Annotated in this window: 20 protein-coding genes; 11 read left to right on the top strand and 9 right to left on the bottom strand. The window is 67.2% G+C overall.

The window, feature by feature from the left end:
- Window positions 1-47: 47 nt before the first annotated feature.
- The gene (locus JSV65_19495) at window positions 48-1,166 is read right to left on the bottom strand and encodes an anaerobic sulfatase maturase (GenBank protein ID UCH34673.1); all 1,119 of its coding nucleotides are present in this window, start codon (window positions 1,164-1,166) and stop codon (window positions 48-50) included.
- Window positions 1,167-1,324: 158 nt separating this feature from the next.
- On the opposite strand from JSV65_19495, the gene JSV65_19490 reads away from it, so the two are divergent.
- Entirely contained in the window at window positions 1,325-2,776 is a 1,452-nt protein-coding gene (locus JSV65_19490) for a sulfatase-like hydrolase/transferase (protein ID UCH34672.1), read from the top strand.
- A gap of 67 nt (window positions 2,777-2,843) precedes the next feature.
- Here the strand turns inward: JSV65_19490 and JSV65_19485 are convergent, their stop codons facing one another.
- Window positions 2,844-4,376: a carboxypeptidase regulatory-like domain-containing protein gene (locus tag JSV65_19485; GenBank protein UCH34671.1), complete on the bottom strand. Its 1,533-nt coding sequence runs from the start codon at window positions 4,374-4,376 to the stop codon at window positions 2,844-2,846.
- Window positions 4,377-4,650: 274 nt separating this feature from the next.
- Here JSV65_19485 and JSV65_19480 point away from each other — a divergent pair, with 274 nt between their 5' ends.
- The 5 genes from JSV65_19480 to JSV65_19460 all read left to right on the top strand — a co-directional run bounded on the left by JSV65_19480 (window position 4,651) and on the right by JSV65_19460 (window position 10,137).
- Complete coding sequence (locus JSV65_19480; protein UCH34670.1) at window positions 4,651-5,814, top strand: alanine racemase; 1,164 nt, start codon at window positions 4,651-4,653, stop codon at window positions 5,812-5,814.
- Entirely contained in the window at window positions 5,811-6,902 is a 1,092-nt protein-coding gene (locus JSV65_19475; GenBank protein ID UCH34669.1) for a hypothetical protein, read from the top strand. Before JSV65_19480 ends, JSV65_19475 begins: the two co-directional genes overlap by 4 nt.
- Before the next feature lie 135 nt (window positions 6,903-7,037).
- On the top strand, window positions 7,038-8,504 hold the full coding sequence (locus JSV65_19470) for a hypothetical protein (protein UCH34668.1): 1,467 nt from the start codon (window positions 7,038-7,040) through the stop codon (window positions 8,502-8,504).
- 3 nt (window positions 8,505-8,507) lie between these two features.
- Complete coding sequence (locus JSV65_19465) at window positions 8,508-9,164, top strand: hypothetical protein (protein UCH34667.1); 657 nt, start codon at window positions 8,508-8,510, stop codon at window positions 9,162-9,164.
- A gap of 412 nt (window positions 9,165-9,576) precedes the next feature.
- Window positions 9,577-10,137, top strand: coding sequence for a C40 family peptidase (locus JSV65_19460; GenBank protein UCH34666.1), 561 nt, complete (start codon window positions 9,577-9,579; stop codon window positions 10,135-10,137).
- 51 nt (window positions 10,138-10,188) lie between these two features.
- Here JSV65_19460 and murG read toward each other — a convergent pair whose 3' ends face one another.
- Together murG and JSV65_19450 are read right to left on the bottom strand one after the other, a co-directional pair.
- Window positions 10,189-11,358: an undecaprenyldiphospho-muramoylpentapeptide beta-N-acetylglucosaminyltransferase gene (gene murG / locus JSV65_19455; GenBank protein UCH34665.1), complete on the bottom strand. Its 1,170-nt coding sequence runs from the start codon at window positions 11,356-11,358 to the stop codon at window positions 10,189-10,191.
- Window positions 11,359-12,327 carry an exo-alpha-sialidase gene (locus JSV65_19450; protein UCH34664.1) on the bottom strand — a complete coding sequence of 323 codons (969 nt, stop codon included), beginning with the start codon at window positions 12,325-12,327 and terminating at the stop codon, window positions 11,359-11,361. It lies immediately after the preceding gene.
- Window positions 12,328-12,588: 261 nt separating this feature from the next.
- On the opposite strand from JSV65_19450, the gene JSV65_19445 reads away from it, so the two are divergent.
- Complete coding sequence (locus tag JSV65_19445) at window positions 12,589-13,761, top strand: DUF1080 domain-containing protein (GenBank protein UCH34663.1); 1,173 nt, start codon at window positions 12,589-12,591, stop codon at window positions 13,759-13,761.
- A 124-nt stretch (window positions 13,762-13,885) separates the two neighbouring features.
- Here the strand turns inward: JSV65_19445 and JSV65_19440 are convergent, their stop codons facing one another.
- Window positions 13,886-14,503, bottom strand: coding sequence for a hypothetical protein (locus JSV65_19440; protein ID UCH34662.1), 618 nt, complete (start codon window positions 14,501-14,503; stop codon window positions 13,886-13,888).
- Between the two features lie 395 nt (window positions 14,504-14,898).
- Between JSV65_19440 and JSV65_19435 the strand changes: the two genes are divergently transcribed.
- Window positions 14,899-16,128, top strand: coding sequence for a M48 family metalloprotease (locus JSV65_19435; GenBank protein ID UCH34661.1), 1,230 nt, complete (start codon window positions 14,899-14,901; stop codon window positions 16,126-16,128).
- Between the two features lie 58 nt (window positions 16,129-16,186).
- Here JSV65_19435 and arsM read toward each other — a convergent pair whose 3' ends face one another.
- From arsM to JSV65_19420, 3 genes are all read right to left on the bottom strand, one after another.
- A complete protein-coding gene (arsM, locus tag JSV65_19430) occupies window positions 16,187-16,984 on the bottom strand; it encodes an arsenite methyltransferase (protein UCH34660.1) in 798 nt (265 codons plus the stop codon).
- Between the two features lie 166 nt (window positions 16,985-17,150).
- Window positions 17,151-18,143 (bottom strand): ACR3 family arsenite efflux transporter, encoded by a 993-nt coding sequence (gene arsB / locus JSV65_19425; protein ID UCH36854.1) that lies wholly within the window; start codon window positions 18,141-18,143, stop codon window positions 17,151-17,153.
- Between the two features lie 64 nt (window positions 18,144-18,207).
- Window positions 18,208-18,600, bottom strand: a complete 393-nt coding sequence (locus JSV65_19420) for a winged helix-turn-helix transcriptional regulator (GenBank protein UCH34659.1) — start codon at window positions 18,598-18,600, stop codon at window positions 18,208-18,210.
- Window positions 18,601-18,780: 180 nt separating this feature from the next.
- Between JSV65_19420 and JSV65_19415 the strand changes: the two genes are divergently transcribed.
- Window positions 18,781-19,713, top strand: coding sequence for a DUF72 domain-containing protein (locus JSV65_19415; GenBank protein ID UCH34658.1), 933 nt, complete (start codon window positions 18,781-18,783; stop codon window positions 19,711-19,713).
- A 38-nt stretch (window positions 19,714-19,751) separates the two neighbouring features.
- Here JSV65_19415 and JSV65_19410 read toward each other — a convergent pair whose 3' ends face one another.
- Window positions 19,752-21,056, bottom strand: coding sequence for a neutral/alkaline non-lysosomal ceramidase N-terminal domain-containing protein (locus JSV65_19410; GenBank protein UCH34657.1), 1,305 nt, complete (start codon window positions 21,054-21,056; stop codon window positions 19,752-19,754).
- 251 nt (window positions 21,057-21,307) lie between these two features.
- On the opposite strand from JSV65_19410, the gene JSV65_19405 reads away from it, so the two are divergent.
- Together JSV65_19405 and JSV65_19400 are read left to right on the top strand one after the other, a co-directional pair.
- A complete protein-coding gene (locus tag JSV65_19405; GenBank protein UCH36853.1) occupies window positions 21,308-22,246 on the top strand; it encodes a MoxR family ATPase in 939 nt (312 codons plus the stop codon).
- Between the two features lie 51 nt (window positions 22,247-22,297).
- Window positions 22,298-22,975 (top strand): hypothetical protein (locus JSV65_19400; GenBank protein UCH34656.1); only part of this gene is annotated, 678 nt, incomplete at its 3' end.

Here is a 22,975-nt window from a genome sequence, read left to right as displayed (position 1 = left end):
CACGACTTGCACGTCGCAGCAGCAGAGAGCCGTCGGGAGGGCCGAAGTCAGGTCGGACAGCGTTCGCGTGCCAGCCGGCGCAGTTCCTCGCCCGCGTGGGCGAAGAACCGCCGGTATCCCTCGCACAGGTACGTTCTATGCTCCACTCCGCCGGCCAACAGCCGATCCTTGTTGCAGCCGCCCCGGCACAGGTCGAGCCACTCGCATCCAACGCATGCCCCGGCGTTCGCCTCCCGCTGCGCGCCGAAATCCCGCCACTGCGCGCTCGCGAACAGCGCGTCGAAGTCATCGCGCATCAGGTTACCCATGCGCCACTCCGGCCGGACGAAGAAGTCGCAGGGATAGACGTCGCCATTGTGCTCGACGACGACGTATCCGCTGCACGGGCCGTCCAACTCGCACAGGCTGCTGCGGCCCCGCACCTCGCGCTCCATCATGGCGTCGAACAACCGCACCGATACTTCATCGCTGCCGTCCGTGCGCCACGCATCGAATACCGCTGACATGAAGTCGCCGAACGCTAGGGGTGACACCGTGTACGCCGCCGGCTCGCCGGTGCGCGGATCCGCTTCCACACATGGGATAAACTGCAGATGCCTGAACCCCTCGCCGCGCAGGAAGCGGTAGATCTCCGCGCCGCGCGGCGCACTGTGCGGTGTGATCATGGTGAGTATGTTGAATTCCGCCCGCGCCTCTCGCAGATGGCGTATCCCCACCATGACCGCGTCGAAGGTGCCACCGCCCGGGCCCGTCCGATAGTGGTCGTGGATCTCGCGCGGCCCATCGAGGCTGACCCCGACGAGCACGCTGTACGCGGCGAACAACCGCGCCCATTCCCGGTCAATCAACACGCCGTTGGTCTGTACCGCATTCGAGACATCCTGGCCGCCGCGCCCATGGCGCGTCATGAGGCCGAATGCGTCAACGTAGAAGTCCAGCCCCGCGAGCAGCGGCTCTCCGCCCTGCCACGCGAACACCGCCGGCGAATAGCGCGTGGCCCCGAGGTAGTGGCCGATCATGCGTTCCAACACTTCGGCAGGCATGCGATGCGCGCCGCTGTCCGGGTACATGCCGGCGACGCGCCGGTAGAAACAGTACCGGCACCCTAGGTTGCAGTCCGCGGACACGGGCTTTATCAAGAGCTGGAAGTTTCGCGGGCGGCTCATCACACGCGGGCTTTCGAACCACGATTGCTCGCCATCACTTTTCGGCGCAGCTCCGGCCCAACCTCCATTGCAGGAACAGGAAGCGTCCCCCGTCGAAGGCAGGAAGTCGTGTCCCGCATCCATCCATAACGCCTTACCGGCGATACGGGAGGTACACATTGGCCGCCGATTCGACCGCTCGCCAACCGAAGCTGCCCAACATCATCCTGCTCATGAGCGACCAGCACCGGGGCGACGCGCTGAGCTGCGAGGGGCATCCGGTGGTGCGGACGCCCGCGCTCGACGCCGTCGCCGCCCAGGGCTGCCGCTTCACTCGGGCCTACACGACCTCGCCGCTGTGCATGCCGGCGCGCGCGTCACTCGCCACCGGGCGATACAACCACAACCACGGCATGATCGGCAACCTCGCCTGCGTCATAAACCCCGAGGAGCGCCGTCGGTCGGTAGGCCTGGCGCTGCAACATGCCGGTTATACGTCCGCATTCGTCGGCAAGCACCACCTGCTGCCGCAGCCCGCCGGTTACGACATGCGAAAGGCCGCCGGTTTCCTCAAGCGCGAGTTCGGGTTCGACCACCTGGTCCAGGTCATGGGCAAGTTCGGTTCCATGCGCGCGGATTGCGATTGGACGGCACAGCTCAAGGAACTCGGCCTGCTTGACGTGCACCGCGATGACTACCGGGAGCGAAAGCGGCAGCCCGTGTATTTCGCGAAGCCGTCTCCCCTGCCGCGCGACGAGCAGTGCGATAGCTTCACCGGGCGCAAAGCCATCGAGTGGCTCGCGTCCGCCCCGCCGCAGCCGTTCTTCCTCTGGGTCTCCTTCCCCGGACCACATGACCCCTGGGATGCGCCGGGCGAGTACGGCGAGATGTACGACCCCGCCGACATGCCCCTGCCGATTGCGTGGAGCGACACGCTGCAGGGCAAGCCCGCCAGGCAGCGGGAGCGCTCGGAGCGCGGCGGCATGCCCGCGCTCGAGGAGTCCGACGTCAAACCGATGGCCGCTCAGTACTACGGGCTGGTCAGCAACATTGACGACTGGTGCGGCCGCATCCTTGCCGCGCTCAGGGAATCCGGCGTGCTCGACAACACCGTCGTCATCTATACCAGCGACCACGGCGAAATGCTCGGCGACCACCGGCTCGTCAACAAGAGTGTGTTCTACGAGGGGTCGGCGCGCATACCGCTGCTGGCAGCCGACTATCGCGGCCCCGCTCTGGGCGCGGTATGCTCGACGCCCGCCGAGATCATTGACCCCTATCGCACAATCCTCGCACTAGCGGGCGTTGAGCCACCCGACGGAACCTTCGGGAAAGACCTCATGCCTCTCGCTCGCGGAGATGCAACGTGCGGTGACGGCGCCGCCTTCAGCGAGCTGGGGTCGGCGTGCATGGTGCGCGCGGGGCGGTGGAAGTATGTCCACGACCCGAGGGCGGGCGGCGCGCAGGAGTTGTACGACCTCGAGGATGACCCCGAGGAATTGCGTAACCTCGTCGGCGACGTGGAGTATCGTGCGGTGGCCGATGAAATGCGCTCGCGGCTGCTCGACTGGCTGGTTGCGACCGACGCGCGCGACCTGGAGCCGTGGGAGGACGTGGCCGCTCGACTCTGACAGGCGCGGGCTGCGCAAGGGGGCAGAAGGCGGTCTCGGGCCCGGCGTGCGCCTCCGAGCGCCTGGCCTACGGCGGGCTTACCGCGAGCCATTCATCCCACGCGGTATTGAGGGACAGCTCGAGCGTCTGATACGAGGTCTTGTAGATTCCGTTATAGTCGAAGCGGTTCGGCACGAAGATCGCGAGGCCGTGGGAGTTGGGGCGCGCGTCGCCGTGCGCCTCCGAGCGCACCGCGTCGTCGAGCGCGATCATCAGCGCCTGCGCCGCCAGCCTGACGTCGTCCTTGGGCACGAGCTCGTTGACGAGCCGCGCGAAATCGTAGAGGTCCTTGTGGTCGCGGTTGCCGGAGTAGCTCTGCGCCTGCGTGCGGGCCGACGTGATCTCCACGGTGTAGGCCGGCATCGCCGCGGACAGCGCGCGCGCAAAGCCATCGAGCGCCACCGCGACGCCGTCCATTTGCGCCAGCGCCACGGCTGACTGCGTCAGCCATCGGTAGTTGTAAGAATCCGGCTGCGAGTTGTAGAAGTCCAGGGTCTGCGTGACCATCTCCTCGGCCAGTTGCTCCGGCATCATGGTCGGCGAGGCGACCAGGGCGCTCAGGTACGTCTGGTACGGATAGCCTTGGTCGGGGACGATTTCCTCCGAGCCGACGACGAGACCGCCGTAGTGGCGCAGCTCATACGCGACCTCGGCCATCTGCATCAGACACGCGTCGAAGCTGACGATGTCAACTCGCGGGTGCACGTCGAAGGCGCGGGGGAGGTCGGTGATCTTGATCTGCGTGTTGCTCGTCCAGTCCGAGGAAATGCTCCGCGTCGCGGGGCTGACCTGCTTGAGTGCCGCCGCCTGGGTGGTCCGCCACCCGTCCCCGTGATTCCATACCATCACCAGGTAGTGCTCCGCGGGGTAGTTGGTCGTCCCCCAGACGACGAAGTCCCGCAGCACCCGCCAATCCCCCATGTCCACCTCGCCGAGGTCCTGCAGCACCGGCGAAGTGATCGTCGCCGGATTGTTGTCGCGCATGATGCGCATGCGCCGGCATCCGGTCCAGTCCGGACTCGTGCTGTACCGGTCCATCTGTACCAGAATGTCCACCTCCGGCGACGAACCCACCGTCTCCATCTCGTTGACGTCGAGCACGCCGTACGGGTCGAGATCGTTGTCGGCGTTGAGAAAGACAAGGATCGTCCACTTGCGCTCCGACGGGTTGAGCAGCGTGTCCCCGACCGTCACCAGTTGCCCTCGCAGGACCGTCACCTGCGCAATCCCGGTGAGGTAGCCCGACTTGGTCACGCTGACCGTCTGCACGCCGGACAGGACGTCGTCAATCCGGAAGTAGCCCTGGGCGTCGGTGGTGGCGATGGTGGAACTGCCGGTCACCATGACTACGGCCCCCTGAACCGGCTCGTATCCGGCAGGAGGCGTCGCGGCGCGCCCGATGGCGATCGCGGGCGCGGAGCCGCCTGTGTCAGCCACGACCTGGCCGAAGACGTAGCCCTGTATGGAGCCGATGCCGGGGCCTGAACTGCCGCCGCAGCCGACGACGAGCAACGCGGCAATCGAGCATATCGCCAGCGTCGGTAGAACGCGCTTGATCACTCAACGACTCCTCTAATGAGCTTCGGCGCGCGCAGGATGCATCCGGCGCTCTTCCGGAATGGGGTACGTGGGCACGGTTCCTGTCTGCCTGCCTTGCGGCAACACGCGAACCCCATCTCATACGCGCGATCGGCGCTGAGCAGGGCGCAGGCCCCGCCGCGCCGACCATAGATAGGTTCGGGATGCAGGAGATCAATCCTCTCCGTCCCTGGTTGGGCGGAGGAATGGGACGTACGCTCGTCGAACATCCCCGATACGCGAAAGGGATGCCGTCGTGGCGCTTGTGCCCGCTGTGAAGAACTCCTGGAACGCCTGGATTGAGGTTGACGCCTCGGCCATAAGGCGCAACACGAGCGCCGTGTGCGATTTCGTCGGCGCCAACGTGCGGGTCATGGCGATACTCAAAGCCGACGGCTACGGCCACGGCGCTGTCGCAGCGGCGCGCGCGGCCATCGCCGGCGGGGCGTCCTGGCTCGGCGTGGCCAACGTGCAGGAGGGAGCTGAACTGCGCGCCGCCGGCCTGACCGCCCCGATCCTCATCCTCAGCTGTGGTTTGCCGCACCAGGCGGCGGAGGTCGTCGAGCAGGACCTGGCGCAGACCCTGACCAGCGAGGAAATGGCCACGGCGCTGTCGCAGGCAGCCGTGGCAGCCGGCCGCGAAATCAGCGCGCACATCAAGGTTGACACGGGGATGGGCCGCCTTGGGGTGTGGCCGCACGAGGTGCTCTCATTCGCCCAATTGGTGTCGGCGTTGCCGGGCCTGCGCATCGAAGGCGTCTATTCGCATCTCGCGACCGCCGACCACGACGACACGGCTTACGCCCTCGGTCAAGCGCAGCGGTTCCAGGAGGTGGTGGCCGAACTCGACGCGCACGGGATACGTCCGCCGCTTCGCCACCTCGCCAACAGCGCCGCGACCGTCTGCTTCCCGGAGATGCGTCTTGACATGGTGCGGGCGGGGCTCCTGATCTACGGGCTCAACCCCCTTTGCCGCGAGCTGACGGAGATGCGGCTCGCGGCGGCGCTCACCTGGAAAAGCAGGATCGTCTGCGTCAAGCGTGTGCCCACCGGACACCCTCTGAGCTACAACGGGCTCTACGTCACGGAGCGGCCGACGCGTGTCGCCACCGTCCCGGTCGGCTATGCCGACGGGTTCCCGCGCGCGCTGTCGAACGTCGGACGCGTGCTCATCGGCGGGCGCCGCTGTCCCGTTGTGGGCGCGGTCTGCATGGATCAGATGCTTGTAGATCTGGGAGACATGGAAGCGAAAGCCGGCGACGAAGTCGTGTTGATCGGAGAGCAAATGGGCGAGCAGATCACGGCGAACGACCTGGCCGACGCACAACGCACCGTCGTGCACGAGATCGTGGCAAGGTTGGGCAAGCGGCTGCCGCGAATTGAACGCATGGAAGATCCCGCCGCAGGTGAGCAGTCATGAGAGTCCGCGACCCGTTGAAGCTGGTAACCCGCCCCCGCGTGCCTGCCGTGACAGTCCTCGTCCTCGCGCTGAGCGTCCTGACGGCATACCGCATAGCCGCGCAGGCCCCACGCAGCACGCAGCCTGCCGTGCCAATGGATGTCGAGCCATTCCAGACCGTCGTCATTGAGGCAAATGAAGTCCTGCGCGTCGCCGACGTCGTCGCACGCGGCCTGGCGAGAGACGGGCGCATCCCGACCGGCGCAGCCGTGACGCTGAGCGACGGCAGGCGCGAACCACTCTCGGCCGCCCGTGTCTTTGTCCTCCTTGCGCGATTCCTGGGCAACGGCTATGAAGACGGGATGACCCCGGAATCCGCGCCGCTGCCGCCGCAGACGATCGGGCCGCTGGAGCGCACCGACCAGACCAGCGACGTCCGGCAAGAACAAGTGATTTCGGCGGCCGATCTACTCGCCCAGGCGCGCCCCACGGCTGACATCGCCGAGGGCACCGGCCATCTGCCCTCCGGCGTGTGGATCGAGGGCGTGCGCCTGACCCCCGCGCAGTTCATGGGGGCGTTGGCGACCTTGCTTCAGCATGCCGCCTACACGGGAGAGGTGCCGGAGCAGGTGGCCGTCGCGTGGTGCCTGCCCCCGCTCGGATGGGAGACCGCGCCGGCGGCCCCGGCGGATCGCGCGCCTGCGCCTGGGACGGGCAGCTCAAGCGCTGCGTCCGAAGGCGGGGACGGCGCGGCGCCGGCGCAGGGGGTCATGCCCCCGGAAACCGACACCTCGAGCACGGCGCAAGACTCTGAGTTCGAGTCCCCCGTACCGCAACTCTTCCTCTACCTGTCCGCTGAGGAGAAATTGTCAGGCGAGCAAGTCCTGACCGTCGAGTACCAGGGGCCGGCACTCTTCATCCGTTTGACCATTGACGGCGTGCGCAAAGCCGTGTCCAACATGAGCCACTTCACGTATCTCTGGGACACGCGGCTGGAACGTGACGGCAAGCATACCATCGAAGTTACGGCGGTTGACCAGCACGGCGAGGAGCTGGACCGCGTGGAGGCGACAGTCGAGACCGCCAATGGCAACTTCCCTCTCCGCTAGCCTGATGGGGTCATTGCGTTACCGCAGGGCTCTCAAACCCGGGCATGCTGCTCAACAGCCCCTTTCGGCAGGACTCTCGACGGCGCGGCGCACGGCGCCACCGGGTCATACCCAAGACTCCACAGGGGCGGCTCATTGAACGCCCCGGAGAGCATACTTCTCAACTGGTTGCTCTTGTTCCCGTTCATTGCGGCCGCCGTGATTGCGGCCTTCCCGCGCGTCCTGCGATTCATACCCGCCCATGAACGGCAGTCCGCCGTCGCCGCTCCGGCCGTGACTGCGATCAGCGCGATCGGGCTGTCCCTCGCCGTGAGCGCCGCGATGGGCGGAATCATCGCGCGCGGGGGCGACGCCTTCGCCGACTACCTCTGGACACCGGACTTCTTCCAGTTTCGGCTGCGGCTTGATGCTCTCGGTCTCTACGCCTTGCTGGCGACGCTGGCGGGGCTCCTGATCTGTGCGCTGTGGGCAGCCGCCGGGGGACAGCAAAATCACGTCCGCTGGGCCGCGTTTGCCGCGACGGCCGGCGCCTTCACCGGCGTCGTGCTTGCCGCCGACCTCGTCCTGCTCTACATGTTCTGGGAGCTTTCCGTAGTGGCGCTGTGGGCTGCGCTCGCTCCCCCGAATCCCGTCGGTCGGCGCTTCCTGACCTGGAACTGCGCGGGGGGTGTGTGCCTGCTCGTTGCGATCGTGTGGGTCGCCAACCTGACCCGCGACACGCACATCTACACGGTGGGGTCGGGCCTACTGGTGCATCGCCTGTCCTCGGTCAAGTGGGTCGGTGTCATGCTCGCCCTCGGCCTCGGCGTCCGGCTGTCGCTCGTGCCGGTGCATTTCTGGGCGCTCGACCTGTGCCGGGGCGCCTATGGCCGGTGGAATCTCGCGCTGCTGGGCTCGGCCATCGTGATCGCGGCGTACGCCTCGGTGCGCCTGGTATTCTACATCCTTCCGACTTATGCCGCCGCCGCCGTCGCGTGGGTGCCAATAGCGCTGGGGCTCCTCACCGTCGCGTACGCGGGCGCACGGGCGGTGCTCGCGGATGACATCTGCACTGCCGCGAGCCATGTCTTCATCGCCGCCGCGGGCCAGGTCGCGTTCGGCCTTGGGCTCGCGATGCAAGGACGCCCGGGCGCGCTCGCCGGGAGTCTGGCGCTCGTGGCGCCACTTGCTCTTGCTGCGCCGCTGCTCGCCGCCGGGGCCATGGGCGGGAACTCCGCGCGTACCTGGAGCGAGCTGCGCCGCACCTCCGGGACAGCCCCGGTCCGTTTGGCCGCGACCATCGCCGGAGCATGGACACTGTCGGGCTTGCCGCCGCTCGCCGGCTTCTCGGGACTGCGCGCCGTTGCCACCGCCGCGTGGCAAGCTGGATCCGTCGCCCCGCTCCTGGCAGCGCTCATCGCCCCGACACTGATCGCAGTCTATGCGGTCAGAGCGGCGTTGAGCGGCTGGCGGCGAGGGGCGCCGACCTCGCGCCCGGACGGAAGCGCCTGGCACTGGTGGTGGCTGGGCGCGGTCGTCGTTGTGTCTCTGACGCTCGGCCTCGCGCCGGGTCTGTGGTGGCCTTATCTACTTGATATCGCGCGGGCGCTGACGGGAGGGTAGCTGGTGCCGATGCTGGCGACACAGATACTCGGGTACTTCGTTCTGGCGGGCGCCGTGGCGGCGATGGCGACGGGTGCGGCCGGGCTGTTCGCCGCGCGGCTGCGAGCAGTCGTAATCTACTCCGCGATTCTTCAGGGCGGCTACGTCTTGCTTGGGTTCGCCGCGAGCCTTATCAGCGGACAGGGCGACGGCCATACCGCCGCGGTATTCCAGGCCATCGCCGCCGGGGCCGGCGTTGGGTTGATGTGGATCGCCGCACGCGCGCTGAGTGCCGAGGCAGGCGATTCGCTTCCGCTGCCGGATGACGCCGCCCCATCGGCCTGGGCTGTGTTCTGCTTTGCGCTCGCGTGCATGTCGCTGGTGGGGCTGCCGCCGCTGGCTGGGCTGCCGGCGAAGATCGCCGTGATACATGCGGGACTGCGGGCTCCCGGAGTTCTCTTCCTCGCCACCGTCGGCGCCGCGGCTCTCGGCGCCGTGAGCCTGTGGGCGTATGCCGGCATCGTCCTGCCCCTGATTACAGGCCCGGTCACGAAAGCTCCCGTCGCCGTGAGCTTGCGGCTGCGAACCCTCGTGGATGTCCTGATCGCCGCGTTGTTGTGCCTCGGGCTCGCGCCGTATATCGGCTATGCCATCGCTGCGGCGTTCACCGGCGGCCGCTAGTTGCCGGCGGCGAGAGGCCTGCGGCTGGCCGTCCGCAGCGCCCTGGGACCCGCTCCGCTCTCGCCTGCGAGCGCGAGGCGAGCGCACTATATGTAGAGGTTCAGCCCGCCGCCAGGGGCTATATCTTGTGAAAAAACCTGTCTCAGGGGTTTACAGCGCCGCGGATTCATGCTAACATACCGCATCCCGCTGGGGGGAGGCGGACCGGCTCATTCAACTAGCGTCAGTGCCGTGCGCCGCGTGGAGGACTACCCGGTGAGGTGCGATTCTGTTGCTGCCGCATTGCAGGTTTCCATTCCTGACCGCGTCATGTGCGTTTTTCCTGATGCTGGCGTGCATTCCGCCGCCAGCAGCAACCCAGCCCCCCGACCCCCCCGCCCAGATTGACGCAGGTCAGGCTGTTCTCAACAGCATGCAGTTCCTCGCTCGCGTAACGCCGCTGCCGCAAGCCGCTCCCGTCACCGCGAGCGTCCTCGATAGTTGCATCAAGGCGTTTGACGTCTCCATAGAACTCACCAGCGACTCGCCCGCTGTGGAGAGCAGTGAGGAACCGTCCCCAGCATCCGGCAGCCGGCTCGTGGGTACGGCGCAGCGATACAGCGGGGTGCGCTATCGCTGGGCCGGTATGAGCAGCCGTGGCATGGACTGCTCGGGGCTCATCGCGCGCGTGCTCCGGGCGCATGGCATCCGCGCCCCCCACAGCGCCGCGCAACTCTTTGGGCTCGGCCGCGCGGTGCGCTTCGCGGAACTCGAACCAGGCGACCTGCTCTTCTTCAAGACGAGCCGCAGGGGTATCTCGCACGTCGGGATGTACATCGGCAACGGCGAGTTCATCCACGCCTCGAGCGGTGCCGGAAGGGTCGTCACGACGAGCGTCTACGACCCGTATTACGTGAAGCGCCTCAAAGGCGCGCGGCGGCTGGGCGATGCGCCGGAGTCGGGGGATGCTGAGTTCTCGTTAGCCGGGGAGTAGCAACAGCAACAGCTCGCAGTCGGGCGTCGGGACGCCGCTCATCCTTCCCACCTACTCTGTTCTTGTCCTCGCCAACTCTTCCACTATCGCCGCCACGCGGTCCGCGGCATCGGGACGGCCGAGGGCTTTGCTGCGGCGCGCCATTGCCTCTCGCCGCTCGTCGTCCTCAATCACCTCACGCAGCATCTTGGCGAGTATGCCGGACGTGAGGTCGGCGTCGTGGATCATGATCGCCGCGCCCGCCTCCGCCAGCGGCCGCGCGTTCTGCTCCTGCTCGTTGCCGGCGGCCCCCGACCACGGGATGACGATTGCGGGAATGCCGCGCGCGGCAATCTCCGCCAGCGCCATGCCCCCGCCTCGGGTGACGATGATATCGGCCGCCGCAAGGGCAAGGTGCATCTCGTCGAGATACTCGCGCGCCTGATAGGGGAGGCCCGCCGCCGCGAGCACCTCCCGGTCGGGGTCGATAGGGTCTCTGCTGCCGGTGAGGTGCAGCACCTGAATGCGGCGCGCGATTGATTCATCCCGCGCCAGGTGCTGCACCGCGTCGGAGAACGCGGCGTTGATCGCGGGCGAGCCGATGCTGCCGCCCGTGACGAGTATGGTCAGACGATCCGGCGACAACCCAAGGGCGGATAGGGCATCATCGCGCGCAGTGTCGACGATCTCGCGTCGGATCGGGCTGCCGGTGACTTCGATGCGGAGGCGCTCTCCGAATAGCTCCCGACAGTACCCGGCCGATTGCTGCGACACGACGCACAGCGCCTGCGACATGCGGGCGGTGACCCGGCTCGTGAAACCGGGCTGCTGGTTCTGCTCGACGGTGATCCGCGGAATGCGCAGTTGGCGCGCGGCGAGGAGCACCGGCCCGCTGACGTAACCGCCCATGCCCACCACCACGTGCGGCCGCTGCAGGCGCAGAATGCGCCGGCTGTGGCGCAGGCTGCGTCCGCTCAGCAAGCCCCACAGGCTGCGCGCGCGGCGCAGCAGCGGCTGCTTGCCGCGCAACCCGCGCACCGCGATGGTCGCGAAGTCATATCCGGCGGCGGGCACGATCCGCGATTCCATACGCTCGCGGGTGCCGATGAAGAGGATGCGCGCGCCGGGGTTGCGAGCCGTCAGGCTCTGAGCGATCGCGATCGCGGGATAGATGTGCCCGCCCGTGCCACCCGCGGCGATCACGACCCGCAGCTCGTCGGCGTCAGGCGTCGGAGAGCCCAATTACTTCCCCACCGGAGCGAGTCGTGGCTCGCCCCACGTCACGAAGTCCGCAGAGCGCGATGCCCAGCGCTGCTCGCCCTCATCTGTCGCTGTGCTCCAGTACAAGTTGTAGCCTCCGCCGGCTTCCTCGATCGTCAGGAAACCCTTGTCGCCAGGACCGCCGCTGACGCGCACGGGCCGCGACCACGTGCGCCCGTCAGCGGACACCGCGCTGTAGACCTGCGGCTGCCCGCTGAGTTCGGAGACCCATGCGAGGGTCAGCCGGCCGCGGGTGTCGATGACGAACTTGGGCCCGACGTGAACCAACTCGTACTGACTGTCACGGGCAGGATCTGTGGTGATCTGCACGGCCTCCCCCCACGTGCCGGCGTCGTCGGCGAAGGCCAGAGACAAGTCGGCGTTCCCGTCCCGCGCAGAGATCCAAATGACGCCAACGCGTCCGTCGGGCATCTCGATGATCCCCGGGTTGCGGTCCGGAGTCGGGGCGATGGCCACGGGCTCGGGGATGCTCCAGGCACGCCCATCCGGTGACTGCGACACCCAGATGTCGGGGCTCGTGATGGCGTACGTCAACTCGGAATCGGAGTTGCCGTGGGCGCCGCCGACTTGCGCTCGCCACCCCGTGTCCGCGCTCCACACCAGCCAGTACGCGCCGTTGGACGCCCGGACGAGCGAGAACTCCCCCGCGCCGCCGTCGGAGGCCACCCAGTCCGGATAGCCGCCGCTGACTTGCACGGGCTCGCTCCAGGCGCCCTCGTCCGTTGACCCTGCCGCGAAGACCTGGCCGCCTTGCAGCGGCTCGGCGGAGAGCCAGGCCATGACTGACTGGTCGTCCGCGACGACCGCCCTGACGTGGGTGAACCGCTCGACGCCTGTGACGGCGCCGGGATCCAGGACGACCTCCGCATTCGCCGCACCAAGGCCGAGCATCAGCGCAGCCAACACCGCGACCGTCATCACTCTGCGCATTACCGCACGCTCCTATCCATAGCAGTGTGTTGTGGCGCGGATTCCGCCGTGTCGCGCACCATCTCGCGCATCGGTCCACCGTGGCGGTGGCCGACGGTACGCTTCTACGGCATGCCGCGCATTCCTCCCGGCGCGGCCGACATGGCGGAAGCAGGATCGGCAACTACCGCGCTGCCTGCCAATGCGGCAGCGCGCATGCAGGACGAGACGCGAGAGTCGCCGAAAGCTGCGCATGAAACGAACCACTGTTCACGGGAGGCTATGGTGAGGATCGGGGCACTACTGATCGCCATTATGCTCTGCGCAATGCCAGCGACGGCGGCGGAGTGGCAACCTCTGTTCAACGGCAAGGACCTGTCCGGCTGGCACGAAGTCCTGGGTGGCAAGTGGAGTGTCCAGAACGGCGAGATCGTCGGCGAAACCGGCGACGGCCGCTATGGGTGGTTGGTCACGGACAAGGAATACCGCGATTTCATCCTTGAGCTGAAGTTCAGGACTGAGGCGCCCGGCAATTCGGGCGTTCAGTTCCGCTCGCACGTGGTGATGGAGGGCGAAGATCGCGACACCCCGCGCATGAAAGGCTACCAGGCGGAGGTGAGCCCGAAGCGGGGCGACGACACCGGCGGCGTGTGGGGCGAGGCGATGGGACGCGGCTGGCTGGCACAGCCGCCGCCGGAACTGGCCGACGTGCTGAGGGAAGGCGAGTGGAACAACTACCGCATCACCGCCGTCGACGACCACATCACGACCGAACTCAACGGGGTCAAGATGGTCGAGTTCGACGACGGCCAGAACGTGCTCGGCATCATCGCGCTTCAGGTGCACAGCGGCATCATACCGGTGCGCGTGCGGTGGAAGGACATCCGCATCCAGGATCTTGGCTACGGCCCCGGCTGGAAGGCGCTGTTCAACCGCGAGGATTTCACGGGCTGGAAGATCCACGGCGACGAAAAGTGGAGTGTCGAGGACGGCATGATCGTCGGCGAAAGCGGCGCAGGGGGATACGGATACCTGGCGACGGAGAAGACCTATCGCGATTTTCAGGTCCGCGTCAAGTTCAAGTGCGACGCCGAGGGCAACAGCGGGCTGTTCTTCCACTCGACTCTGAACGGCACGGACATCCGCGGGATTCAAGCCGAGATTGACCCCACGCCGCGCAACCTGAACGCGGGCCTGTACGAGAGCGGCGGACGCCAGTGGCTGGCGCAGCCCAACGAGGATGCGCGCACGCTCATGCGCTTCGGCGATTGGAACGAGTTGTGGGTGACCTGCAAGGGGAACCGCATCGTCACCCATCTCAACGGCTTCCAGGCCGTGGACTACACCGACCCTGACCCTCAGTTCACCGACGGCGTCATCGCGCTTCAACTGCACAGCGGCGGCGGCGCCAAGGTGCGCTGGAAAGACCTCTTCATCCGGGAGGTGACGGAATAGAGGCGGCGGCCGGATCGCGGTCACCGTTCATCCGGGCAACCACGAGCCGATGTCGGCGCGTCCCCGCGGAGAACGGCGAGCACCATCGCACCGGCCATGGAGCGCAGTGGAGCCGCCCACGGTGTCAGTGTATCATCTCGCTCGTCGGCGCCTGGGCGAGGTCGGCCAGGCCGTCGCCAACCTGTGGGATGGTGACCACCAGATGCTGATCGGAAAGGTTGGCGACGACGAACAGAACCCCGCGCGGCACGCCGAAGATCGGGGTCACGATGTCGGAATCCGCCCGGAGCTTGAGGAACAGCGGCAGCTGGTTTTCCCGGTGATAGCCGACGGTCAGCGGCCCGACGTCGGCTTCACCATGATGGGCGCAATGGTAGATGTAGGTGCCGTCGCGCCGGAAGATGCCCTGCCTCTCGTACACGACGAGCATGCTGAACTCGCGCGTGTTCTCTTCCGTACACGCCCGGGTCAGATCGTGGACTTGGTGCGCCAACGCCACCGCGTCGGCGGTGCCCACGAATTCATGCGTAAAACCGCTGCCCAGCGCCCCGGAGAACTCCTCGGGGAGATCCACAAATTCGTAGTAGCATCCGCGCTCAGAGAGCACGACCCGCACTAGTTCGTTCGCGTACTCGAATCCTGGTTCGACTTGTTCCTTGATGAAGTTGATCAGTACCTGATATCGTCGGCGAGCCTCAGCGCGGAGCAGAGCGAGCTGAACCTGCTCATTCCACTCATCCATTGCGCGCACATATCCTTTCGCTGATGGGGTCTTGCGGCATTGCGGGGCGGGAGGCCGCGCACGTCGCGGCAAAACCCCACTCCGGAGGAGTTTCGGTGCGGCGGCTTCGCCCGCGTCGCCGCCATGCTGCCCGAAACTCCACGGCTCCGCCAGCCTTCGGCGTGGGTACGGCCGCTGGTCTGCCGATCTATGATTGCGATAGCCATGTGAGTGTGCTGCTGCATCGTCCCATGCCTCTGTTTAGGTTCCATACTTTGTGGTATACTCTAATCGGGTTTTGTCGCGTCGGCGACCATCAAACCGGTCACACGGTGATCGGCAATTCTGTTCGGGACGAGGTCCCGGTGCCGCGCGGGACGTGCCCGGGTCCTCGATAAGTGGAAGTGAGCCGCAGCGTGAGGAAATCTCGACCAATCCAGTACGGCGCGGCGGCCATGCTCCTCGTAGCCCTCGCCGCGTTCTCCATTCTCGCCGTCGCTGACAGCGAGACACCTGCCCCCGCGCCAGCGCAGCAACCCGCGGCGGAGACGGCAGTCGCGACCCCGGACGCTCCGCCGCCCGCCGCGGACGGCGGCAAGGCCACTCCGGCCGAACTCGAGGTCGGCGCGCGCGCTGCGGAGGAGATCGAGAAGGAATTCAAGGTGCTCGATGATCCGGCGGCGCTCGAGCGCGTCGTCAAGATCATCCAGCGCCTCGCGGTGCACACCGAACGACCCGCGATGGAGTACCAGCCGAAGATCCTCGAGAAGGGCGGCATCAACGCCTTCGCCCTGCCCGGCGGGTTCATGTACATCACCAAGCCGCTGCTCGAGGCCGTCGAGTCTGAGGACGAACTGGCGGCGGTCATCGCCCACGAGATGGCTCACGTCTGCCTCAAGCACGGACTGGATCTCGCCCGCCGCGAGGCGAAGATGAATAGCAAGCTGGCCTTGGCGGTCATTGCCGCGGTCCTGGCCGGCGATAATGTGGACCCCGGCGACGTCGTGCTCGTCGGCAGCCTGCTCAAGACCGGAATCCTCAGCGGCTACAGCCGGGAGGCGGAAACCCAAGCCGACACCAATGCCGTCGTCTATCTCCACGAGGCCGGCTATTACCCCATTGCGATGCTCACCGTGATCCAAGGGCTGGCGCACATGGAGCTCACGCGCCCGTACGTGGAGCTGGGCATCTTCCAAACTCACCCCGACCCTCAGCGGCGCGCGCGCGCGGTGCTTCACCAGCTCACGGACATGGACGTTGACCTCAACCCGCGGCTTGTGCTGAGCACCCTGCAGACCAAGGCGGAGTCGCTGGAGGAGAACGGCCGGACCATCGGGCGCGTCAAGCTCGACGACCGCGTCATCTTCGAGCCGGCCGTCGAGGCCGACGGGCGCTCGCCTCAGCAGCGTGCCGAGAAGGCGGCAACCGACCTGCGCCGACTGATCCTCGCCAATCTCCAGATGTACGAGGTGCGCGTCGTCAACGGAGGTGCGCGAGCGGCCGTCCTCGCGCGCGGGGAACCTGTCGTCACCGTGCTCCCCGGCGACTCGGAGTTCCACAATGCGAGCCTCGATGAACTCGCCGCGGAAGCGGCAAAGCAAATCAAGCTCGCGTTGTGGGAAGAGGCGATACGGCGGGCGTACTGAGGGCCCGCCGGCGCCGCACGTCAGTCAGCCGTACCCCCCAACAGATTGCATGCGCAAGTCAGTCCCGCTTCGGCTTGCGACCCGTCACGTGGATGCTCGTCGCCACGCCGGTGAAGTCGCTCGCCGCGGTGCCGCACTCACAGCAGTCATCCGCCAGCAATGCGGCCGCATCGGCCTCGGAGACCACCCGAACCTCCACCAACCCCGCCGCCTCCAGCCCCTCGAGATACTCGGCGCGCGGGATGGCACCGCCGACGCACGAGCAGTACAATTCGGGATCGTCCTGCAGCGCCTCCGGTAGCGGCTTGTCGAGCACGATGTCCGCGATCGCCGCGCGCCCGCCCGGCTTGAGCACGCGCGCGATCTCGCGGAAGGCTTGTGCCTTGTTCGGCACCAGGTTCAGGACGCAGTTGCTGATAACGAGGTCAATCGAGTCGTCCTCGACCGGCAACGCCTCGATGTCGCCGAGGCGGAACTCGACGTTGTCGCAGCCGGCTCGCTCGGCGTTGGCGCGCGCCTTCTCGATCATCTCGGGAGTCATGTCCACCCCGATCACGCGGCCGGTCGGGCCCACGCGCGCAGCGGCGAGGAACGCGTCGAATCCCGCGCCGGAACCGAGGTCGAGAACGATCTCGCCCGGCGCGACGGTGTCCAGCGCCAGCGGGTTGCCGCTGCCGAGGCCGAGGTTCGCCCCTTGCGGGGCCTCGGCCAGTTCGTTCACGCCGTAACCGAGCTTGGCCGCCGTGGCCGCTGCCGCGTCACAGCACGATGATGCGCTACAACAACTCTTCCCCGCCGCGATGGCGCCGTAACGCTCTCGCACCCATTCCTTCTTCCGGCTGTCGCGCTTGCTCACGCATCACTCCTTCCGCGAGCGCCGCCTATCGCCCAAAGGGCGGCCTGCGGTATGCCCTCAGACGTTGCTCAATCCTTATCCGGTCGTCTTCGCCTCGGGCAGTCACACCCCCTGGCATCTCGGGAGCGTCGCGCTGTGCATCCACTACCTCAACTCGCCGCGCCCTTCAGATCCGTCGCGCCGCCGCGGCGAAATACCGCCGTCGAAAAGCCAGCGACACATTGACCAGGCTGACCAGCACCGGCACCTCGACCAGCGGGCCGATGACGGTGGCGAACGCCTGCCCGGACTCAATGCCGAAGACGGCCACCGCGACCGCGATGGCAAGCTCGAAATCATTGCTCGCGGCGGTGAACGCCAGCGTCGCGGTCTTGGGATAGTCCGCCCCCATGCGCATGGCCAGGAAGAACGTCGCCAGCCACATCACCACGAAGTATATTAACAGCGGTATCGCCACCCGAATGACGTCCAGCGGCAGGCGCACGATATACTCGCCCTTAAGCGAGAACATGACGAGAATCGTGAATAGGAGCGCGATGAGGGTGATGGGGCTGATGCGCGGGATGAAACGCTCGTGATACCACTGCTTGTCCTTCAGGCGAATCAGGCTGAACCGCGTGATCACGCCGCCGAGGAAGGGAATGCCGAGGTAGATGAAGACGCTGCGTGCGATCTCCCCCATCGAGACCCGCACCACCGCGCCGCTCAGCCCGAGCAACGGCGGCAGCACGGTGATGAAGATGTATGCGTACACCGAGTACGTGAGTACCTGGAACAGCGCGTTGAATGCCACTAGCCCGGCGACGTACTCCGTGTCGCCCTTCGCCAGGTCGTTCCACACCAGCACCATCGCAATGCACCGCGCCAGGCCGACCAGGATCACCCCAACCATGTACTCAGGCATGCCGCGCAGCAGCAAGATCGCCAGCACGAACATCACGATGGGCCCGACGATCCAGTTCATGATGAGCGCGAGCACCAGCACTCGCCGGTTGCGGAACACGGCCCCCAGCTCCTCGTAGCGCACCTTCGCCAGCGGCGGGTACATCATCAGGATCAGCCCCACGGCGATGGGGATTGAGGTCGTACCGACCTGGAAGCGCGTGATCAGGCCCACAACGCCCGGCGCTACGTATCCCAGGCCCACGCCGACCGCCATCCCGAGGAATATCCAGAGGGTCAGATAACGATCTAGGAAGCCGAGCTTGGGCGGCCCCGTCTGTTCAGCCACGATGGGATGTCTCCTTCGGCTCGCGTTCGCTGACGATGCGGCAGGTGCGCCCGCGGCGCGGGCGCAAGCACTTGGTCAGCCGGCGCACATCTGCACGCACCGCGGACTCCGCCTGCGCGCGCGCGCACACCGCCGCCGCAAGCGCGCGGTCGGCGGCGCGCATGTCGCGGTGCAGGCGATAGTGCATCCAGCGCCCCTGCCGCCGCGCGGACACCAGGCCCACCGCGCGGAGCGCGCGCAGGTGGCGCGAGACCGCGTACTGCGGCAGCCGCAGCGCGTCCACGATCTCGCACACGCACAGCTCGTCGCGCCCGTCCAGCAGCGCCAGTATGCGCACCCGCGTCGGATCCGCCAGCGCGCGCAATATGCGATTCAGGCTCCGCATGATATATGCGCCAATCCGCATATATCATAGCGGGCAAGTCCTCGAGTTGTCAAGGCAGCGCGGGGCCCGGCGGTGCGATGAAACGCGCCGTGAGTCCTCGGGCGCCGCCGCGCTGCGGGCCGCGAGGCTTTGCGGCGCCGCCGCGGCAGGAGCGCGGTGTCCGCTCACGAAGCACACACCATGACCGCAGCCTGGGTCGGAATCAGCGGGTTCTCCTACAGCCACTGGCAGGGGGTGTTCTATCCCACGGAACTGCCCAAAGCGCGCTGGCGCGACTTCGCCATCAGCCAGTACAACGCCGTCGAGTTGAACGCCAGCTTCTACGGGACGGTGGCGGCGGAAACTTGGGCGCGCTATCGCGAGACGCGGGGCGCCCGGGCGTTTCGCTGGGCCGTCAAAGGCAACCGCTTCATCACGCACATCACCCGGCTGCAGGATCGCGTGCCGCTCGCCAACTTCTTCGCCAGCGGCGTCCTCGAGTTACGCGACACCCTCGGGCCCATTCTGTGGCAACTGCCGCCGGGCATGGAATGGCAGCCCGATGTGTTTCAGCGGTTCCTCGATTGGCTGCCCCGGGACAGCGATGCCGCCCAGCGCCTTGCGCGCCACCACGACGACAAAGTCAAGGCGCCGTGTGTGGAAAGCGCCCACGAAGGGCCGCTCGCCCACGCCATGGAAGTGCGCAGCCGCAAGATGATTCGGCGCGAGATGTTCGACATGCTGGCCGAGCGCGGCGTGGGCTTCGTCCTCACCGACTCCGCCGGCAACTGGCCGTATGCCGAGGAGATCACGTCCGACATCGTCTACTGCCGCCTGCACGGCCACGACAAGACATACATCAGCCGCTACACCGACGCGCAGCTCGACTGGTGGGCGGAGCGGGCGCGGGCGTGGATGGCGGGCAAGGCGTGGGACGACCCGGTGCGGGCTACCGACCGCGCCACCGCCCGTCGCCGCCGCGAGGTCTACTTCTTCTTCGACAACGACGGCGAGGGGCACGCGCCGTTCGACGCGCGACGGCTCGCGGAACGCCTGGATGCCGTCCCGCCGACCGCCGAAGGCCGCGACTCCTTCTGCTCCCGCGCGCCGCATCCCGGGCGCGGCGCATCCTGAGGCCGCGATTTGCCCCCCGCCCGGAGACTCCACCCTGGTCACCCCTGCAACTTGCGCAGCAGCTCCAACCCCTTCGTGACGAGGAAATCGTCAATCCTGTGGTCGAGCACGTACGCGCCGTATATCGTGTCGGCGACCATCACCTCGAATCCGCCGCGGGCACGCGCCTCGCGGGTCACCAGGTAGCCGAGCGACCCGTTCGTCGTGCTCGCCACGACGGTATGCGGGAACGGCGAGTACTGCTTCAGCCGCAGCCCGATCTCGGCGAAGAGTTCCCCGGGAAACGGTATGATCGCCGCGTCGCCGATGCGCAGCAGCGTCCACAGGAAGGGCCGGTGCGTCTTCACCTCGCCCCGCTCCCACTCATCCACAACCGCCCGGTAGTGCTGTCGCGATGCCACCACGAACCAGTCCTGTGACTCCTCAGGCAGTGACTTCAGCCGCTCCTCGGCCAGCTCGCGCGACTCCAGCGGCGCGAGGGGCAACGCCACTTCCTCCGCCAGCACGTGCAACTCCGCGTTGTCGCGACATTCGATCGCTGCGAACGCCCGCGCCGCCTCGCGCCCAAGCACCTGGCCGACCTCGACCGACCCCGGCGGACCGGGCAGCGTGTTCCGCGGCGCGACATCGCCGACGACGCCGTTGAGGAACATGACGCTGCCGCCGGTGCGCGCCGCGACGAAGTCAATCGCCACCCCGGGCCAGTCGCGCGATACCGCGCGATGCTGCCCCCCGCGCGTCGTCGGGTGCGCGCCGTAGTTCACCACCGTCGCGAGGTGACCGTCCGCGGTATCGAATCTCAGCAGCGTTACCTCGGGATCGTACGCGCCGAACGGGTTGACGCCCAGAACGACCTCCCCGTTCTCCAGTATCTGGCGCCGGTTGACGCCGGCGTCGCACCGGCCGACTCCGACGCCGCACCGCGCCGGCGTGCGCTGCGACCACGCCTCGCAGACGCAGTCCACGATCCGCGGCAGGACCGAATCGGTGTACGCCGTGTCCTGCTCGCGGAATCCCCAGACGGACTGCGTTTGTGGCGCCGAGTGCGTCTGGATCGCGTGAATGACGAGGTGAGCGGCAGGTATGCCCGCCCGCTTCTCGACCGCCGACGCGATGGCGAAACGCTCTTTTTCCTCGACGATGACCCAATCCAGCACCACCAACGCGGCCCGTTGATCGCCCTGCTCCAGAGCGAGCGCGGTGGCATGGAGCGGATCATCAACCGCATCAGCGAAACGGTCCGGCGCGGCATACCCCGCCAGCCACGTCCCCAGCGGCGGGGTGACATCCACCCGCGCCGCGCCGGCGAGCAAACGATTACTTGATTGTGCGGTGTTGGTCATGAAAGCCTCCCGTGGCGACGACGCAGCTCTCCCGTGTCCCGGCTACCCCACTCCCCCAGCCGGGTGCTCTTTCGACTCGATTGCACTGGTTTTCCTGCGACGCCGCGGGCCTCGCGCAGACCGGAATCCGCACGCGCAGCCCGACGGAGCAGGGGCGCCCCGCTCGTCCGCCGAACTCTTCCCCCATGCAGTCAGAGAACGCAGAGGAGCCGGGCCAAAAGGCGGATCCCGTCGAGGCCGCGGCGCCCGGCATGACGATTGCGCAGGTCGCCGCTGCGGCCACGCGCATCGTTGACAACGTCTCCCGCGTCATCTTCGGCAAGCGCGAGGTCATCGAGGATGCGCTCGTCGCGCTGTTGTGCGCGGGCCACGTGCTGTTCGAGGACGTGCCCGGCGTGGGCAAGACAATGCTCGCGCGGGCGTTCGCGGCGTCGCTGGGATGCACGTACAAGCGCATCCAGTTCACTCCCGACCTGCTACCCTCCGACGTCACCGGCGTTTCCATCTACGACCAGGGGCGCCAGGAGTTCCGCTTCGTCGCCGGGCCGGTGTTCGCCAACGTCGTGCTCGCCGACGAGATCAACCGCGCCAGCCCGAAAACGCAGTCAGCGCTCCTGGAATGCATGGAGGAGGGGCAGGTCACCGTGGACGGCGTGCCCCACAGGCTGCCGCAGCCGTTTGTCGTGATGGCGACGGAGAACCCCATCGAATACGAGGGCACGTACCCGCTCCCCGAATTGCAGCTCGACCGCTTCATGATGCGGCTGCGCATCGGCTATCCCGAACGCGAGGTAGAGCGCTCGGTCGTGCTCGAGCAGCAGCGGGAACACCCGATCCGGCGCATCGAGGCGGTAACCGATGCCGCCACCGTCGTCGCCATGCAGCACGCCGTGCGCGAGGTGCGCGTCGAAGAGCGCGCGCAGGAGTATATCCTCGACCTCGTGGCCGGGACGCGCAATCACCCCCAGGTTTACCTCGGCGCCAGCCCGCGCGGGTCGCTCTACCTCTTCCGCACGGCGCAGGCCCTCGCCGCCGTCTTGGGCCTGGACTACGTGCTGCCCGACCACCTGAAACGACTCGCACCGGCGGTCCTCGGCCACCGCATCATCGTCCGCCCCGAAGCGCGCATCGCCGGCACAACTGCCGCCGACGTCATCGCCGAGATACTCTCGTCAGTTCCGGTGGACTGAGCGGGCGGCTTGTACCGGCCCGCCCGAACGCCGCCAAGAACAGGAACCGCTGTGCTTCGCATCACGCCAAAAGGCGAACTGGCCGCTCGCATGGCCATGTGCCGGGACCGATTGCTCTGGGATGAACCGTATTCCGTCCCCTGGGTCACCAGCGATGTGACGCAAGTCCCCGGCGAGCGTGTTCCCGGAGAGCCGCGCTGGACGATGGATTGGTGGGGCGATGTCTCCGGCCGCTGGCTGGGCGCGCTGAGCGCGCTGGCCCCGACCTTCGGGCCGCACCCGAAACTGGACGAGGTCGCTGAGATCATCGTTCGCCACCAGAAACCCGACGGCCACTTCGGTGGCGACCAGGCGATATCCACGCTGAACTGGTGGCAGATGTCCGGTACCGCGTTCCTCCTGCGCGGCCTGTTGGAGCATCACGCCGTATTCGGCGACGACCGCACACTCGACGCGGCGGTTCGCCTCGGCGAGTATTACCTCATGACCGCGCCCCACTGGCTCTCTCCTGCGGGTGCGGTGGACCGCGCGCCATCGCCGGCCATTTCCGTCTTCTCCAACTACTCGCACTGCCTCGACGGTCTCGTCCTACTGTCGCGCGCCGCAAACGATGACCGGTTTCTCGCGCTCGCGCAGGAAATCGCCCAGCACGTCAAACCCTACGAGCGCGCGATCCACAGCCACCACTTCCTCTCGACCCTGCGCGGGCTGATGGACCTCCACGCCGCC

The sequence above is a fragment of the Armatimonadota bacterium genome (genome assembly GCA_020354555.1).
In the GTDB taxonomy this organism is placed as follows: domain Bacteria; phylum Armatimonadota; class Hebobacteria.
The sequence above is the reverse complement of the archived record's forward strand: the minus strand, read 5'-3'. Positions and strand labels throughout refer to the sequence as shown.